A 16,655-nucleotide genomic window follows, 5' to 3' on the forward strand; every position below is an offset into this window, starting at 1 on the left:
CCGCAACGCGTCTTCGGGGTTAACGGGCGGCCGAAAAGCTACTTCCAGTAACGGCGGAACAGCCGCGGCGGGAAGGACTCAACTCGATGACTCAGCGACTTGTCGTCATCGGCAACGGCATGGCGGGCGCGCGGACGGTCGAGGAGATCCTCGCCCGGAACGGCGACTTCACCGTGACGATGTTCGGTGACGAGCCGTACGGCAACTACAACCGGATCATGCTCTCCAACCTCCTCGCGGGGGTGGAGACCGAGGAGGGCATCTTCCTCAACGACCTCTCCTGGTACCAGGAGAACGGGATCACCCTGAACGCCGGGGTGAAGATCGCGAGAATCGACAAAGATTCCAAGATCGTCATTGCGGAAGACGGCAGCGCAACCCCCTACGACAAGCTGATCATCGCGACCGGCAGCTATTCGTGGACGCCGCCGATGAAGAACGTGCACAACCCGAAGCGCGGCTACCACCAGGGCGTCTTCGCGTTCCGCACGCTCGACGACACCCGCGGCATGATCCGTTATGCCCGGGACCACGAGCGCGCCGTGGTGATCGGCGGCGGCCTGCTCGGCCTGGAGGCGGCCCGCGGCCTGCAGAACCACGTCAGCCACGTGACCCTGCTGCACGCCATGGGCCACCTGATGGAGCGGCAGCTCGACCCGAAGGCCGGGGCGATGCTGCAGGCCAGCGTCGAGGGCAAGCTCGGTATCGAGGTGGTCACCAACGCGATGACCACCGAGATCCTCGGCAAGGACCGGGTCACCGGGGTGAAGCTCGCCGACGGCCGGGTCATCGACTGCGACGTGGTGGTGATCGCCGCCGGCATCCGGCCGAACACCGAGATGGTGGCGAACAGCGGCCTGCCGGTCGAGCGTGGCATCGTGGTCGACGACCAGATGCGGGTCGAGGGCGAGCAGGACATCTACTCGGTCGGGGAGTGCGCCCAGCACCGCGGCAACCTCTACGGCCTGGTCGCGCCGCTGTGGGACCAGGCGAAGGTGCTGGCCGACCACATCACCGGTACGACCGAGGTGGCGTACACCGGCTCGAAGCTGCACACCAAGCTGAAGGTCGCCGGCATCGACGTCGCCTCGATGGGCCTGATCGCCCCGGAGCACGACACCGACGAGGTGGTCGTCTACAACGAGCCCAAGAAGGGCGTCTACAAGCAACTGATCATTCGCGACGACGTGCTGGTCGGCGCGGTGCTGGTCGGCGACAACAGCAAGGCGGCGTCGCTGATCCAGGCGTTCGACCGGGGGACCCCGCTGCCCGAGGAACGCGCCGGGCTGATCTTCGACCTCGGCGGCGCGGTCGAGGAGTCCGCCGAGGACATGCCCGACGACGCGCAGGTCTGCAACTGCAACGGCGTCAGCAAGGGCGCGATCTGCGGCGCCGTCGCGGACGGCTGCAAGACCGTCAGCGGCGTGATGGACAAGACCCGGGCCGGCAAGGGCTGCGGCACCTGCAAGCCGCTGGTCCAGCGGATCGTCGAATGGGCCAACGGTGGCGCGGCCGAGGAGGACCCGGCGGCGTCCTGGTACGTCCCCGGCGTCCCGATGCCGAAGCCGGAGCTGATGGCGGCGATCCGCAAGTACGAGCTGAAGAGCGTCTCCAGCGTCTTCGACACGCTCGTTCCGGGCGCCCAGCACGACGCGAAGAGCAAGATGGGCCTCGCCTCCCTGCTCAAGATGATGTGGGCCGACGAGTACGTCGACGAGCGCGACGCCCGGTTCATCAACGACCGGGTGCACGGCAACATCCAGCGCGACGGCACGTTCTCGGTGGTCCCGCAGATGAAGGGCGGCGTCACCACCCCGGCCCAGCTCCGCAAGATCGCCGAGGTGGCCGAGAAGTACGACGTGCCGATGGTGAAACTCACCGGCGGCCAGCGGATCGACCTGCTCGGCGTGCCGAAGGAGAAGCTGCCGGCCATGTGGGCGGACCTGGACATGCCGTCCGGCTACGCGTACGCGAAGAGCTTCCGCACCGTGAAGACGTGTGTCGGCTCGGACTTCTGCCGGTTCGGCGTCGGCGACTCGACCGCGCTGGGCATCGCCCTCGAGGAGCGGTACCAGGGTCTGGAGGGCCCCGGCAAGATGAAACTCGCGGTCACCGGATGCCCGCGGAACTGCGCCGAGGCGTACGTGAAGGACCTGGGTGTCGTCGCGATCGACGGCGGCAGGTGGGAGATCTACGTCGGCGGCGCGGCCGGCGCCCACATCCGCAAGGGTGACCTGCTCACCACGGTGGACTCGCCGGAAGAGGTGATCCGCCTGACCGGCCGGTTCCTGCAGTACTACCGGGAGAACGCCAACTGGCTGGAGCGGACGTACTCGTTCGTGCCGCGGATCGGCGTCGACCGGATCCGGGAGATCGTCGTCGAGGACTCCGACGGGATCGCCGCCGCCTTGGACGCCGCCGTCGAGGAAGCCGTGCAGGCCTACAAGGACCCCTGGAAGGAGCGAGCCGAGCCGGCCACGCCCGGCCAGTTCCGTACCTCCCTCCCCCTGACCGTTCTCCCTCAGGTTCCGGTGCGCTCATGACTATCTCTGCCATTGAAAAGACGGTTATCGGCTCTATCGACGACATCCCGCTCGGTGAGGGACGCACCTTCACCGTCGAGGACGAAATGATCGCGGTCTTCCGCCTGCGTGACGGCTCCCTGCGCGCGGTGTCGGCGGTCTGCCCCCACAAAGGCGGCCCGCTCGCGGATGGGCAGATCGACAACAGGGTCGTCGTCTGCCCGCTCCACCTGTTCTCCTGGGACCTCGCCACCGGGTGTTCCCAGTCCGGCCAGCCCCCGATCACCGTCTACCCGGTCCGGGTGGATGGCGATCTGATCGTTCTGGGAGAATAAATGACGCTTTTGTCGGAAAGGCCGGAAGTCAAGGCCTCTCTCAAGGGTCGCTGGATCGACGACTGGCGTCCCGAGGACCGCGAGTTCTGGGACAACGGCGGCTCGGCGATCGCCAAGCGCAACCTGATCATCTCGATCTTCTCCGAGCACATCGGCTTCTCGGTATGGACGCTGTGGTCCGTGCTGGTGCTGTTCCTCGGACCCGCCTACGGCATCGACCCGGCACAGAAGTTCCTGCTCACCGCGGTTCCGGCCCTGGTCGGCGCGGGACTGCGGATCCCGTACACGTTCGCGGTGGCGAAGTTCGGCGGCCGCAACTGGACGGTGATCAGCGCCTCGCTGCTGCTCATTCCCTCGATCGCGGCGGCCTTCCTGATCAAGCCGGGTGTCTCGTTCGAGACGCTCCTGCTGCTCGGTGCGCTGGCCGGCGTCGGCGGCGGCAACTTCGCCTCCTCGATGGCGAACATCAACGCGTTCTACCCGGACCGGCTCAAGGGCTGGGCGCTCGGTATCAACGCCGGCGGCGGCAACCTCGGCGTCGCGGTCGCCCAGCTGGTCGGCCTCGTCGTCCTGGCGACCTTCGGAGCGGACAGCCCCGGCATCGTGGCCGGCATCTACATCCCGTTCATCGTGATCGCCGCGGTCGCCTCGGCGCTCTGGATGGACAACCTCTCCCAGGCCCGCAACGAGAAGCACGGGATGCGCGACGCCGCCCGGGAGACGCACACCTGGATCATGTCGCTGCTCTACATCGGCACGTTCGGCTCGTTCATCGGCTTCGGCTTCGCGTTCGGCCAGGTGCTGCAGGTGCAGTTCGCCGAGCAGTTCAACACCCCGATCAAGGCCGCGTACCTGACGTTCCTCGGCCCGCTGCTCGGCTCGCTGATCCGCCCGCTCGGCGGCGCTCTCGCCGACCGTCTCGGTGGCGCCCGCGTCACGTTCGTCAACTTCATCGCGATGGCGATCGGCGCCTCGATCGTGCTGGTCGCGGCGCAGCAGCGATCCCTGCCGCTCTACCTGGTCGGATTCATCTCGCTCTTCATCCTCAGCGGCCTCGGCAACGGGTCCACGTACAAGATGATCCCGGCGATCTTCCGCCAGAAGTACGCCGGCGACGAGCATCAGAGCCGCCGCATCTCCGGGGCGGTCATCGGCATCGCCGGCGCGATCGGCGCGGTCGGTGGCGTGCTGGTCAACCTCGCGTTCCGCCAGTCCTTCCTCACCTACAAGGACGCCGACGCCGCGTACATCGCGTTCATCGCCTTCTACGCCCTCTGTGTCCTGGTCACCTGGGCGGTCTACCTCCGCCCGTCGGCACGCACGAAGATCGCCGTCTGACTCACCCTCTCCCGGCCCGGCCGCGCTCACCGCGCCCGGGCCTTTTCCATGGGGTACGGGGGAGAGCGTCCCCGCCACGCATTCATCGAGATCGCAAGATCACTCGATCGTGGTCGCGTGTCGGCAGGCTGTCATCGGGATCGATCATAAAATCGTGTTTGTCCGATATAGCCCTTTCTTGTGGAAAGGTGATCCCATGAACAAGTTGACACGCGCGCTCGTCGTCACGGGCGTGGCCGTGGCAACCGGCGCGACCATGGCCGCGAGCCCGGCGGCGGCGTCCCCGTCCTCCGGTACTTCGGCGTCCGGCTCGTCGGCCCAGGTCTCGAAGCCGGCGGCGCAGCAGCAGGAGCACCGGCGCAGGGACCGGATCTACGACTACTACCGCAGCCCGCGGACCTGTCACCGGGTCGGCCGCGCCGGCGTCTGGCAGGAGCGCTGGGACCGGTACCGCTGCATCCCGGTCGGCGGATTCCACCGTGGCGGGTGGGCCCTCAAGGTCTACTTCGGCTGGGACCACGACCACGATTTCCGCGGTCCCGGTGGCCCGGGTGGCTTCCGTGGCGCGGGTGGTCCGGGTGGCCCCGGCGGCTTCTCCGATTTCGACGACGACGGCGGTTTCCGGCGGGGCTAATCTCCCGTGCCCGGCGAGGGCCGCACCGCTTCCCGGCGTGCGGCCCTCGGCCGTGTCCCGGAGCGTTTGCGTGGGCGGCGGACAGGGATCACACAGCGTATGCCCAAGGTGCCCTCCTAGCGTGACGCTGCGGTTCGTGCGGGCCGCCGGGGGAGCCGGGCGGCCGGGATGCCTCCGTGTGCTCGGTGGGAGGCGTCATGGGCGAAAACGGACCGGTCGAGACTGGGCCGGTCGAGACTGGGCCGGTCGAGACGGGGCCGGTCGAGAGAAAGCGCGACCGCTACTTCGATCTCCTGCGCGTGCTGGCGATCATCCGCGTGTCGGTGTTCCACATGTTCCCCTACGCGCTGCTCGAGCTGGCGTTTCCCTCGATGGGCGTGATGTTCGCCCTGGCCGGCTCGCTCTTGGCGAATTCCCTTGATCGCTCGCCCTCGGCGATCACGGTGATTCGCGGACGCCTTCGGCGCCTGCTGCCGGCCTACTGGGTCCTCGCGGCGGTGCTGGTTCCGGCGATGTTCCTGTACGGGTGGGAGCAGCGCCCGCCGCTCTGGCACCTCGTCGCGTGGATCGTGCCGTTCGTCGACCCGCCGTCCAGCAGTTTCGGGCTGCAGGCCGCCGAGGTGCTCTGGTACCTGGTGACATACCTCTGGCTGGTGGCGCTCTCGCCGATCATGATCTGGATCTACCGCAAGGCGCGGCTCGCCGCGATCGTGGCGCCGATCCTCGTGCTGCTGGCGCTGAGCATCCACCCGATCTGGCCGGCGAACGAGAACTACCAGGAGGTGGCGACGAACATCCTGATGTACGCGTCCTGCTGGATGATCGGGTTCGCACATCGGGACGGTTCGCTGAAGAGGATTCCGGGACTGCTGGTCACGGTGCTCGGGGCGGCTCTCGTCACGGGTGCCCTCGCGTGGAGCGGGGCGCACCCGGACGCCGGCGGGATCAAGGAGATCCCGGTGGCGTACGCCGTCTACAACGCCGGTTTCGTGCTGTTCCTGCTGCGCTGGTCGCCGGGCATGACGTGGCTGACGAAGCGGCGCGGCCTCGACGGCTGGGTCGCGATGATCAACGCGCGGGCCGTGACGATCTATCTGTGGAACAACATCGCGATCGCGCTCTGCTACCCGGTCGGCGACGCCCTCGAGGTGTGGCGGCTCGGCAGGTTCTTCGAGGTCGGGTACGTGACGATCGCGCTGGTCCTGCTCGTCAACGCGGTGCTGATCTTCGGCTGGGTGGAGGATCTCGCGGCGCGCAAGAGGTTGCGGTTCGTGCCGTGGCCCGCGCCCGCCGCCGTCACCGGCGTCACGGCGGCGACGTCGAAGCCCGATCTCACCGCGACGGTGGTGGCGCCGATGCCGCTGCAGCCGGTCCCGCCGCGGCAGACCCGGCCGGGTGCGCCGAGTGGGCGTGCCGCGGTGCCGGCAGGACCGGGCAGGCGTCCGGCCGGTCCTGGGGCTCCGGCCGGGCCTGGAGTTCCGGCTGGGTCTGGGGCTCCGGGCGGGCCGGGGGTTTCCAGCGGGCCGGTGGTGGTGCCGGTGGGAGGCCCGCCTCGTCGGCGCTGACCTGCCAGCAGTACCGGATTCCGTGCTCGATGAGGGCACGGTGGCCGCGCGCCACGGACCGGCGGTTTCCCCTCGCGATCGGGAAGCCGCCGGTCCGGTCCGCGGAGAGGGCCAGAAGAACGGCGTGCGCCGGGTCCACACCGGGCAGTGCCGGCCAGATCGCCGACACCGTCGAGTCGAGCGTGTGATCACGGTCGCCGCCCAGGACCAGAACCGACGTGCCCGAGCCGTCCAGGGGGAACGGCGGTGGCGCGGGCAGATCCTCCCGGAGCATCGGCCAGAGATCCTCGACGAGGCCCGGCACGTCGAACACGCTGCGGAAATCCATCCCCTTCGGCCGGTGACGCGCCGCCGCGGCAGTGGTGACGCCGTCGAACAGGTAACCCCGCTGCCGGGCGAGCTCGGCCGGAGTCTCCGCGGCGTGCACCACGTTGGCGAACATGCCGAGCGCGTGCCGGGACCGCAGCCGCCGCTTGACCCGGCGCGCTCCCTCGAACGCGTCGTCGCCGCTGACCAGCAGCGCCTCGGACGGGCCGGTGGTCAGATAACGGTCCAGGAACGCGCGGGCCAGCACGTGACCGTCGTCGGTGTACTCCGACCAGAGGAACCTGGTGTCGGCGGGGGAGAGAACCATCGTCTGCCGTCGCTCGATCCGCAGGCCTGCCTCGATGATCGCCTCCTCGGCCTCGCCGGTCAGGCCGAGTCGCAGGCAGTCGGGCTTGAGCAGGAGAAAGGCCGTTATCGCTGGCTCCTCGGTCGGCGGTCGCGGACTTCCATGGTAGGGACCGCCCGGTGTCAATCCGGTGGCGGCGCGGTGGTGGCCCGGGTGACGAGCGTCGCGGGCAGCCGCTCGCCGGGGGAGCGCGCGCCGGTCAGCACCTCGACCGCGCGAACGCCCTTGCCGATGAGCGGCTGCCGGACCGTGGTCAGTGGCGGATCGGTGCGGTTCGCCTCGGGGACGTCGTCGAAGCCGATCACCGAGACGTCCCCGGGCACGTCATAACCCAGGGTCTCCGCCGTACGCAGGAAGCCCCGCGCCAGTTCGTCGGTCATCGCCAGCACCGCCGTCACCCGGTCGGGGCCGGCCAGCAGGGCACGGGCGGCCGGGACGGCGTGCTCCGGGGCGCCGCCGCCGCACTCCCAGATCACCGGGGTGTCCCCGAGGACCGATCGATAGCCGGCGAGGCGCTCGCCGGCGACCTGGTAGGTGGTGGCGGCCAGCCGCGCGGCGTCCACCGGCCCCCGGCGGTCTCCCGGGGTGAGGCGGTCGACGAGCACGGCGACCCGGCGATGTCCCAGGTCGCGCAGGTGCTGGGCGGCCTGTGCGGCGCCGCCCCGGTCGTCGACGCCGAGATACATCCAGTCGTCACCGTGCGGGGGCGCGGGCTCGTCGACGACCACGAGCGGGATGTCGCGGCGACGGGCCGCCTGGAAGCCGGGATGCCCGGCGGAGACCGAGTAGACGATGAAGCCGTCGACCAGCGCGGTGCGGGCGGCCAGTTCCGGGTCGCCGCCCGCCTGCGGGCCGGGCAGCAGGGTGAGCGCCAGCGCGGAGGTCTGCCCGGCGCGGGCCACGCCCTGCAGGAAGAGTTGTGCGGCCGGGTCGGTCAGCGCGTGGGCGAGGTCCTCGTCGAACAGCACGCCGAGCGCGCCGGCCTGGCGGCGCACCAGTCCGGCGGCGAGGGGGTCGGGTCCCTGGTAGCCCATCTGCTCAGCGGCGCCGAGGATCCGCAGACGGAGCTGGTCGGAGAGTTTCTCCGGGCGGTTGTACGCGTTCGACACGGTCGTGTGGGAGACGCCGAGCGCCTTCGCGACGTCGCGCAGAGTTACCGCCATGGTCGCGGAGTTTACCGGTAAACTGGCCGTGTTTACCGGTAAACAAGGAGGCGGACATGGCGCATGTCGCGGTATTGCTGGCTTTCGCTGCCAACGGTGTGCTGTTCGGGACGTGGACCCCGCGGATCCCCTCGGTCCAGGCCGGACTGGGCCTCGACGACGGCCGGCTCGGGCTCGCGCTGCTCGCACCCGCGCTCGGCTCGGTCGGCTCGATGCTGCTCACCGGCGTGCTCGTGCAGCGGTTCGGGGCGGGCCGGGTGATGGGGTGCGCGCTCGTCGGGTTCTCGGTGACGCTGCCGCTGATCGGCGTGGCGCCGTCACTGTGGTGGCTGTTCGCGGCACTGCTGGTCTGGGGTGCGGCGATGGGTTCGCTCGACGTGTCGATGAATGCGGCCGGGCTGGGCGTTCAGCGGGAGCTCGGGCGGCCCGTGCTGTCCGGGTTTCACGCGGCGTTCAGCGCGGGCGGGCTGGTGGGGGCGCTTGCCGGGTCGCTGGCGGCCGGGGCTGGTGTGCCGGTCGGGGTGCACCTGGCCGTGGCCGGGGCGCTCGGGTTGGCGGTGACCGCGGTGGTGGCCCGGATCCCGGTGCCCGATCCGGCGGTTCCCGAGGCGGGCGCGCCCGCTCCCGAAGCGCCGCCGGGGCCCGGGCCCGCCGGTATCGGGCGCGTTGTCGGGCCACTGCTGCGGAACCGGGCGCTGGCCCTGCTCGCGCTGCTGGCCTTCGCCGGACTGCTCGCCGAAGGTGCCGCCGCCGACTGGAGCGCGGTCTACCTCACCGGTTCCCTCGGTGCATCCGCCGGGCTGGCCGGCGCCGGATTCGTGGCATTCAGCGTGACCATGACAGCCGGCCGGCTGGTCGGTGATCGGGTGGTCGCCACGTTCGGACCGGTGCGCACCGTCCGGGTAGCCGCCGCGACCGCCGCCCTGACACTCGCCGCGGCGCTGCTGGCCGGCCAGACCTGGGCCGCACTCGCCGGGTTCGCCGTGCTGGGCGCCGGTCTCGCCGTCCTCGTCCCGGTGATCTTCACAGCCGCGGCGGAGCGGACCACCACGCCGGCAACCGCCGTCGCCGGCGTCTCCACCTGCGGGTACCTCGGCTTCATCGCCGGTCCCCCACTGATCGGCGGCTTCGCCTCGCTGACCAGTCTGAGCGCGGCATTGTGGCTGGTGGTGGCGCTGACAGCGGTGGTGGCCCTGCTGGCTCCGGTCACCCACACCGCCGCCCGCACGCCACGACCCGCCCCCAGCCGTAGCCCAGCCCGCTGATCAAGCGGGTTCTGCCCGCGCTGTCTACGGCTCGCGCGGCCGGACCGGAACTGAAGCATGTGATCAAGCCGGTCCCAGCCGGCGGCGGCGGCGCGTGTGCTCGGCCACCCCCACGGCACGCCGCTCTGTGCGCGCCCACCCCTGTGGGTTAGGCTCGCCTAACTCACAGGGAACAGGACAGAGATGGCACAGCCGGAATCGCTGGCGGAGTTGCTCAACGGACGCCGGGCGGCAGTCGACGCCTCCCTGCCACCGATCGGTTTCGTGGCCGGCTATCTGATCGGCGGCCCGGCTCTCGGCGAGCGCGGGGCGATCTGGGCCGGCACCGGAGCGGCGATACTGGTCGCCCTCGCGCTCTCCGCGTGGCGGCTGAAGCGGGGCGACAAACCCCGCGCCGTCGTGATCGGCCTGCTCGGTGTCTGCGTGGCGGCGCTGATCGCGCTCTACACCGGCCGCGCCGAGGACTTCTTCCTGATCCAGTTGTTCAGCAACGCGGCCAGCGCCCTGGCCTGGGTCGTCAGCATCGTGATCTGCTGGCCGCTGCTCGGCCTGGTCGTCGGGGGCGTGCTCAAGCAGCGGACCCGCTGGCGGCGTGACCCGGCGCTGGTCCGGGCGTACTCCCGGGGAAGCTGGGTCTGGGTCTGCCAGTACCTGATCCGGGTCGCCGTGTTCCTGCCGCTCTACCAGTCCGGCCGGGCGGCGGAGCTCGGCATCGCCCGGGTGGCGCTGAGCTGGCCCCTCGTCGCGGCCTGTCTCGCGGTGAGCTGGTGGGTGATCCAGCGGAGCCTGCCGCCGGGCCATCCGGGATTGCGGCACCCTCGGGACGGGGAACTCCTGCGCAATGAGAAACAGGGAGTCTCCTGACGTGGCAGGCGACAACTCGGCGAAACTGGCCGTTCTGATCGACGCGGACAACGCCCAGGCGGCCATCGTGGACGGCCTGCTCGCCGAGGTCGCGAAATACGGGACCGCGCACGTGAAGCGGGCCTACGGCGACTGGACCGGCACGAGCCTGCGCAGCTGGAAGGATCAGCTGCTGGCGCAGTCGATCCAGCCGATCCAGCAGTTCTCCTACACGGTCGGCAAGAACGCCACCGACTCCGCGATGATCATCGACGCGATGGACCTGCTCTACAGTGGCCGGTTCGACGGGTTCTGCATCGTCTCCAGCGACAGCGACTTCACCCGGCTGGCGTCGCGGATCCGGGAGTCCGGGCTGACCGTCTACGGGTTCGGCGAGCGCAAGACCCCGAAACCGTTCGTGGCGGCCTGCGACAAGTTCATCTACACGGAGAACCTGGTGGAGCCGGCCGAGGCCGTGCCGGTGATCGGCGAGCCGGCCGCGGCGCCCGCGCCGAGCGTGTCCCAGTTGCGCGGCGACTCCACCCTGATGAACCTGATCCGGGCCGCGGTGGAGGCCGCGTCCGGTGACGACGGCTGGGCGCCGCTCGCCGGGGTCGGCCAGATCATCACGAAGCAGCGGTCCGACTTCGACCCGCGCACGTACGGGTACGCGAAGCTGGGCAGCCTGGTCGGCGCGATCGGGCTGTTCGAGGTGGAGCGGCGCGACACCGGGGACGGTAAGCCGGCGGTGATCTGGGTCAGAGACCGGAGGCGGCGTTACAAGACGTCGGCCGATTGAGTTTCTGCTGGTAGAGACGGGCGTCGGCGACGGCGTACAGGCTGTCGAAGTCGCTCGCCCTCGTCGACGTCCGCCGCCGGGTCGGCGCGATGCGCATGGGTACGGGCGTACGCCACCTGTTCCGGGGTCGGCGCTCGCCGGACGTGGCGTGATTTGTCCTGGTAGAGCCGCTTGTCAGCGACGATCGACACGCAGCTCCCGCCCCGCCCAGGCGAGCAGATCGTCGCCGGCCTGGTGGCCGTGCGCGTCGTTGACGCTCTTGAAGTGGTCGAGGTCGAGCAGGACCAGCGTGAGGGGCGTGCCGGCGCGCCGGGCCGCGGCCAGTGCGGCGGCGGTCCGCTCGTCGAAGCCGCGCCGGTTGAGGCAGCCGGTCAGCGGGTCGGTGCGGGAGGTGTGCGACAGGCGGCGGCGCAGCGACGCGAGGACCGCCGAGTGCCGGAGGCAGAGCACCGCCGCGGACCCGTAGGCGAGCGCGTGGACCAGCGGATATCCGGGCGGGGCCGGGTCGCCGTAGACGATCAGGATGCCGTACGCGACGGCGCTGACCGCGGAGAGCCAGAGGAACGCCCGGGGCGGCACGGTGATCGCCAGGAACACCGCGGAGGCGGGTACCAGCGCGCCCAGCGGACCGGCGACACCGCCGTCGAGCAGGCCGAGGACCGTGTCGCCGGCCAGGTTCACGATGCCGGTGACCAGCAGCGGGATCCGCCACCGGCGGGACGCGGACATGCGGGCCGAGGCCAGCCAGCCGCCGGTCGCCGAGACCAGCATGACCAGCACCACGGCCAGCATCGCGCTGCGGTGCTCCCGGTCCCAGGTACCCGCCAGATAGGCGGCGCAGAGCAGCGCCGGGATGAAGCCGTAGGCGGCGGCGACCCGGATCGCCCGCCGGCGCCACTGGTTCATGTGCCTTCCGATCGGCTGTCAGAGGGGTGACATGAGGGTTGCGGCGGCCCTGTACCGTCTGCTCCGCGCCGCGAGCGCATCAGAGATCATCATTGCCGGGCGCGGTGCCCGGCTCGGGGAAGAGGGACCGTGAAGCGACCCATACTGGCGGCGGCCGCAGTGGTCCTGCTGGCCGGCTGCACGTCGGAGGACGGCGGGCCGCAGACGCCCGGCCTGGAGGAACGCGGCACCGTCCTGACCACCGTGCAGCCCACCCGGCAGGACCTCACGAACCAGATCAGCCTGGCCGGCAAGGTCGCCATCAACCCGATCTTCGGGGTGGTCGCGCCGATCGCCGGCGAGGTGCGGTACGTGCAGCGCAAGCCGTCCACGAAGCCGGCCGAGGAGCCGCTCTGGGTCGCGACGGTGTGGCGCAACGGCCAGCCGCGCGAGGTGACCATCCCGACCGGTTCGATGATGGCCGGCCGGCTGATGGAGGACCGCTCCTCGGTCGCCAAGGGCATGCCGGTGGTGTCCGCCCGGCACGGCGGCTACGGCATCGTGGCGGAGATCGACAGCGCGCAGGCGTACCGGATCTCGGGTGCCGTCTCGAGCGTGACCGGCCAGATCAAGAACGGTCCCGGCCCGTTCAAGTGCAAGCCGAAGGGCACCATCGCGGCGCTGCCGGCCGGCACGGTCCCGGAACCGCCCGCCCCGACCAAACCCACCTCCGGTCCCTCCGGCGCGCCGGTGCCGCCCGTCGAGGCCGAGCAGACGCAGGAGGACGCCCCGGCCGGCACGGAGGCGACCGGCCTGCAGCTGGTCTGCACCCCGCCGGACACCGTCAAGCTGATCAACGGCGCCGAGGTGACCCTCGACGTGGTCACCGGCAAGGCCAAGGACGCGCTGGTGCTGCCGGTCGAGGCGGTCGCCGGCACCCAGGGCAAGGGCAAGGTCGACATCGTCGACGCCAACCAGAACCGCAAGACCGTGGACGTGACCCTGGGCCTCACCGACGGCAAGGTCATCCAGATCAAGAAGGGCCTGACCGGCGACGAGACCATCGCCATCCCGGGACCGAACCTGCCGACCGCCGAGGCGGAGCCGGGTCAGGGGCAGGGCGGATGAACCAGCCTCTGATCGAGCTCTCCGGCATCACCCGCGTGCTGAAGGGGCAGGAGGAGCCCCGGACCATCCTCGACGGCGTCGGCCTGACCGTGCACGCCGGCGAGAGCGTCGCCATCGTCGGCCGCTCCGGCTCCGGCAAGAGCACCCTGCTGAGCATTCTCGGTCTGTTCGACCGGCCGGACTCCGGGCAGTACCTTCTCGAGGGCACCGACATCAGCCGGCTGCCCGAGCGCAAGGCGGCCCGGCTGCGCAGCTCGCACTTCGGGTTCGTCTTCCAGCGGTTCTTCCTGCTCAAGCACCTGACCGCCGCGCAGAACGTGGCGATGGCGCTGGTCAACGGCCAGGGCTGGCTGCCCCGCCGGCAGCGCCGCATCCGGGTGCTGCAGGCGCTCGACCAGGTCGGCATCGCGCACCTGGCGAAGAGCCGCCCGGTCAAGATGTCCGGCGGCGAGCAGCAGCGGGTGGCGATCGCCCGGGCCTTGGTACGGGACCCGCGGGTGCTCCTGGCCGACGAGCCGACCGGCGCCCTGGACACCGAGACCGGCGCCGCCGTGATCGACGCGCTCTCCGCGGCGACCCATCGCGGCTGCGCCCTGATCCTGGTCACCCACGACCGCGACCACGCCGCCCGGATGGGCCGCACGATGAACCTGGTCGACGGCGTGCTCACCGAACGGGTACTGGTATGAGGCGCCTCTCCGGCCGGTTCCGGTCGTCCCTGATCATCGGCATCCAGGGCATCCGGGCCCGCAAACTGCGCACCCTGCTCTCGATGATCAGCCTGTTCCTCGGCGTGCTCGCGGTGGTGACCGTGCAGGCGGCCGCCGGCATCGCCGAACGCGCCCAGATGGCCGGCCTGGAGATGCAGAACGGCTACGACGGCACGGTCGTCGTCGACGTCATGCCGCACGAGAAGGCCCCGGGCATCGTGACCGAGACCGTGGCCGGCCGGGACGACACGGTCACCATGATCGGCTTGCAGGCGATCATCGGGGAGCCGGGCGTCAGCCCGATCAACCCGGGCGCTGCCCCGTTCGACCAGGGCAGCTGGGGCAGCACCGAGATCTGCGACAACGTCGGCAACTGCGTGCCCGGGCCGCCCACCGGCGAGGCGATCGAGGTGGTGCTCACCGCGGTCTCCGGCGACATGCTGAAGTTCCGGCCGCTGCGCGCGGTCTCCGGCCAGTGGCTGGACTTCGCCACGGTCCCGGCGATGGCGCCCCGCCTGGTCGTCAACGAGGAGGCCGCCAAGGGCTTCAACGAGCACCACGTACCCGCCGAGATGCGGATGCGCGGCGCGAAGGCCAACGTCACCCCGCAGATCGTCGGCGTCGTCGAGGACGGCGACATGCAGCCGCGCGCCTACGTCCGGCAGGACGAGCTGACCAACTGGATCCCGGCGAACAAGCTGGTCGACCCGAACTTCGGCGGGCAGTTCACCGTGATGACGTCGCAGGGCAGCCCGGTCGAGCAGGTGCTCACCGCGAAGCTGAAGGCGGCCGGCGCGGAGTCGTACAGCCGGGTCGTCGAGTCCCGCAAGGAGATGGAGAAGGAGCTGCGGCTGATGCGGCTGGTCTTCCTCTCGATGGCCGGGCTGGTGCTGCTGATCGGCGTGGCCGGCATCCTCAACGTCGGCCTCGCCACGGTCGGCGAACGCGTCGAGGAGTTCGCGCTGCGCCGCGCGGTCGGCACGCCCCGGGCGCTGCTGGCCGGGATCGTGCTGGCCGAGACGATGCTGACCGGCCTGCTCACCGCGGCTGCCGCGATCGGCGCCGGGGTGGCCGGGCTCAAGGTCCTCTCGATGTTCCTGGGCGACTCCGAGCCGCTGCTGGCGAACGTGCAGTTCCCCTGGGACGCCGGGGTGGCCGGCATCATCGCCGGGCTGATCGCGGGCGTGCTGGGCGGTTTCGTGCCGGCGGTCCGCGCGGCGGGCATCCCGATCGCCACGGTCATGCGCGCCTGAGGTCTAGCTAAGTTAATCAGGAATCATCTATCTTTGCTGCGTGGACACTCTCTATGCGCGCATCGGTGGGGGACCGGCGGTGGGGGCGGCGGTCGACGCCCTCTATCGGGCGCTGCTCAGTGACGACCGTCTGAACGGGTACTTCGCCGGCATCGACCTGGACCGGCTCAAGCGGCACATGGGCGCGCTGCTGAGCCAGGTCCTGGGCGGGCCGGCGAACTACACCGGGCGTGCCCTGCGGGCGGCGCATGCCCGGCTCGCGGTCAGCCAGGCGCACTTCGACCTGGTCGGGGCCTATCTGGTCGGCGTCCTGGCCGGACTCGACGTGGACGACGAGGTGCTCGCCGCGGTCCGCAAGGTGCTCGCCGGGGTGTCAGCCGACATCGTGGGCTGACACCTTCGCCCGGGCTCACGGTGTGCTCGTGTCTCTGCTGGCCGCGCGCTCACGGTGTGCTGGTGTCTCTGCTGGCCGCGCGCTCACCGTGTGCTGGTGTCTCGGCTGGCCGCGCGCTCACCGTGTGCCCGCGTCACTGGACGCCCAGCACTCGGTGCCCGACCGCGATCGACTCGCCGGTGATCGTCGCGGCGTGCGCCGAGACCAGGTAGGTGACCAGCGCCGCCACCTGCTCCGGAGTGGAGTCGCCGCCGCTGGCCGGCTCGATGGTGGCGCGCGGCTCCCGGGTCACGACGGCCGGGTTCACCACGTTGATCGTCACGCCACTGCCGGCATAGGCGTCGGCGAGCGCCTTCGACGCCGTGATCACGGCGCTGTTGCGGACCGACCCCAGCACGGTACGGGTGATGAACGCGTTCTGCCCGCTGATGTTGACCACTCGCCCGAAGCCCCGCTCCCGCATCCCCGGCAGCACCGCCTCCATCGTGCGCAGATAGCCGATGGTCTTCGCGTCGACCGCGTCCAGGATCTGCTCCGGGTCGTGATCGAGCGCCGGGTCCAGGGTGTGCGCCGGCGGGGCGGCCGCGTTCACCAGGATGTCGATGTCGCGGATCGCGCCCACCGCGGCGCGCACCGTGGCCCGGTCGCGGTTGTCGAGGGTGACGAAGCCCGGCCGGTCGCCGAGTTCCGCCGCCGCCCGGGCGAGCCGCTCGGCGTCCCGGCCCGCGAGGATCACCCCGGCACCCTCGCTGAGCAGCGCCGATGCGACGGCCCGCCCGATCAGTCCACTGCCGCCGACGATCAACGCGGTGCGTCCCGCGATCCCGAGATCCATGCCGCTGATTCGACCACACGGTGATCGGGTAGTGACACTTCACGAGTGTGAACCGCTGAACAGTACGGACCGACAACCGAGCACCGGGGAGCAGCTGATGACAGTCCATTCCTCGCAGGCACCCGCCGTCGCCCGCCGGGTCGTCTCCGCGCTGCTCTGGGCGGCGCTCGCGGTGATCGTGGTGATCGCGGCCGGCAACGTCTGGGCCGCGCTGGGCTCGGGTGACCCGGTGATGGCCGTGGTCGCCGTCGTGGCGGGACTCGCGCCGATCCTGCTCGCCGTCCTCGTCCGCCGCCACGACTGACGGTATGTT

16 protein-coding genes and 1 pseudogene are annotated in these 16,655 nt (G+C 70.7%); 13 read left to right on the top strand and 4 right to left on the bottom strand.

Translation table 11 applies throughout. The features are described from left to right. Positions 1–86 precede the first annotated feature (86 nt). From nirB to AMIS_RS18975, 5 genes are all read left to right on the top strand, one after another. On the top strand, positions 87–2,543 hold the full coding sequence (gene nirB / locus AMIS_RS18955) for a nitrite reductase large subunit NirB (RefSeq protein ID WP_014443964.1): 2,457 nt from the start codon (positions 87–89) through the stop codon (positions 2,541–2,543). Next, positions 2,540–2,857 (top strand): Rieske (2Fe-2S) protein, encoded by a 318-nt coding sequence (locus AMIS_RS18960; protein ID WP_014443965.1) that lies wholly within the window; start codon positions 2,540–2,542, stop codon positions 2,855–2,857. Before nirB ends, AMIS_RS18960 begins: the two co-directional genes overlap by 4 nt. Further along, entirely contained in the window at positions 2,858–4,195 is a 1,338-nt protein-coding gene (locus AMIS_RS18965; protein WP_014443966.1) for a nitrate/nitrite transporter, read from the top strand. A 196-nt stretch (positions 4,196–4,391) separates the two neighbouring features. Continuing rightward, positions 4,392–4,829 carry a hypothetical protein gene (locus tag AMIS_RS18970; RefSeq protein ID WP_014443967.1) on the top strand — a complete coding sequence of 146 codons (438 nt, stop codon included), beginning with the start codon at positions 4,392–4,394 and terminating at the stop codon, positions 4,827–4,829. Between the two features lie 197 nt (positions 4,830–5,026). Then, on the top strand, positions 5,027–6,394 hold the full coding sequence (locus AMIS_RS18975; RefSeq protein ID WP_014443968.1) for an acyltransferase family protein: 1,368 nt from the start codon (positions 5,027–5,029) through the stop codon (positions 6,392–6,394). Between the two features lie 382 nt (positions 6,395–6,776). On the opposite strand, the pseudogene AMIS_RS44150 reads toward AMIS_RS18975, so the two are convergent. Both AMIS_RS44150 and AMIS_RS18980 read right to left on the bottom strand, forming a co-directional pair. Continuing rightward, positions 6,777–7,193, bottom strand: a pseudogene (locus AMIS_RS44150) (nucleoside-diphosphate kinase); the annotation flags it as partial. Beyond that, positions 7,190–8,230, bottom strand: a complete 1,041-nt coding sequence (locus AMIS_RS18980) for a LacI family DNA-binding transcriptional regulator (protein ID WP_014443970.1) — start codon at positions 8,228–8,230, stop codon at positions 7,190–7,192. The pseudogene AMIS_RS44150 and the gene AMIS_RS18980, both read right to left, overlap by 4 nt. 56 nt (positions 8,231–8,286) lie before the next feature. Here AMIS_RS18980 and AMIS_RS18985 point away from each other — a divergent pair, with 56 nt between their 5' ends. The 3 genes from AMIS_RS18985 to AMIS_RS18995 all read left to right on the top strand — a co-directional run bounded on the left by AMIS_RS18985 (position 8,287) and on the right by AMIS_RS18995 (position 11,137). Beyond that, positions 8,287–9,495 (top strand): MFS transporter, encoded by a 1,209-nt coding sequence (locus tag AMIS_RS18985; RefSeq protein ID WP_014443971.1) that lies wholly within the window; start codon positions 8,287–8,289, stop codon positions 9,493–9,495. A gap of 183 nt (positions 9,496–9,678) precedes the next feature. Continuing rightward, positions 9,679–10,359 (top strand): DUF3159 domain-containing protein, encoded by a 681-nt coding sequence (locus AMIS_RS18990; protein ID WP_014443972.1) that lies wholly within the window; start codon positions 9,679–9,681, stop codon positions 10,357–10,359. A gap of 1 nt (position 10,360) precedes the next feature. Then, a complete protein-coding gene (locus tag AMIS_RS18995) occupies positions 10,361–11,137 on the top strand; it encodes an NYN domain-containing protein (RefSeq protein WP_014443973.1) in 777 nt (258 codons plus the stop codon). Positions 11,138–11,311: 174 nt separating this feature from the next. Here the strand turns inward: AMIS_RS18995 and AMIS_RS19000 are convergent, their stop codons facing one another. Further along, entirely contained in the window at positions 11,312–12,043 is a 732-nt protein-coding gene (locus tag AMIS_RS19000) for a GGDEF domain-containing protein (RefSeq protein WP_014443974.1), read from the bottom strand. Between the two features lie 129 nt (positions 12,044–12,172). Between AMIS_RS19000 and AMIS_RS19005 the strand changes: the two genes are divergently transcribed. Genes AMIS_RS19005 through AMIS_RS19020 form a run of 4 tightly spaced genes read left to right on the top strand, consistent with a single transcriptional unit; the run spans position 12,173 to position 15,507 of the window. Then, complete coding sequence (locus AMIS_RS19005) at positions 12,173–13,150, top strand: efflux RND transporter periplasmic adaptor subunit (RefSeq protein ID WP_014443975.1); 978 nt, start codon at positions 12,173–12,175, stop codon at positions 13,148–13,150. Continuing rightward, positions 13,147–13,839 carry an ABC transporter ATP-binding protein gene (locus AMIS_RS19010; RefSeq protein ID WP_014443976.1) on the top strand — a complete coding sequence of 231 codons (693 nt, stop codon included), beginning with the start codon at positions 13,147–13,149 and terminating at the stop codon, positions 13,837–13,839. The genes AMIS_RS19005 and AMIS_RS19010 overlap by 4 nt, the downstream gene beginning before the upstream one ends. Continuing rightward, the gene (locus tag AMIS_RS19015; protein WP_014443977.1) at positions 13,836–15,113 is read left to right on the top strand and encodes an ABC transporter permease; all 1,278 of its coding nucleotides are present in this window, start codon (positions 13,836–13,838) and stop codon (positions 15,111–15,113) included. The genes AMIS_RS19010 and AMIS_RS19015 overlap by 4 nt, the downstream gene beginning before the upstream one ends. A gap of 40 nt (positions 15,114–15,153) precedes the next feature. Next, entirely contained in the window at positions 15,154–15,507 is a 354-nt protein-coding gene (locus tag AMIS_RS19020) for a group I truncated hemoglobin (protein WP_051042060.1), read from the top strand. A gap of 133 nt (positions 15,508–15,640) precedes the next feature. Here AMIS_RS19020 and AMIS_RS19025 read toward each other — a convergent pair whose 3' ends face one another. Next, on the bottom strand, positions 15,641–16,342 hold the full coding sequence (locus tag AMIS_RS19025) for an SDR family NAD(P)-dependent oxidoreductase (protein WP_014443979.1): 702 nt from the start codon (positions 16,340–16,342) through the stop codon (positions 15,641–15,643). Positions 16,343–16,439: 97 nt separating this feature from the next. Between AMIS_RS19025 and AMIS_RS19030 the strand changes: the two genes are divergently transcribed. Then, the gene (locus tag AMIS_RS19030; RefSeq protein ID WP_014443980.1) at positions 16,440–16,646 is read left to right on the top strand and encodes a hypothetical protein; all 207 of its coding nucleotides are present in this window, start codon (positions 16,440–16,442) and stop codon (positions 16,644–16,646) included. Positions 16,647–16,655 lie beyond the last annotated feature (9 nt).

This window comes from Actinoplanes missouriensis 431 (assembly GCF_000284295.1).
In the GTDB taxonomy this organism is placed as follows: Bacteria; Actinomycetota; Actinomycetes; order Mycobacteriales; family Micromonosporaceae; genus Actinoplanes; species Actinoplanes missouriensis.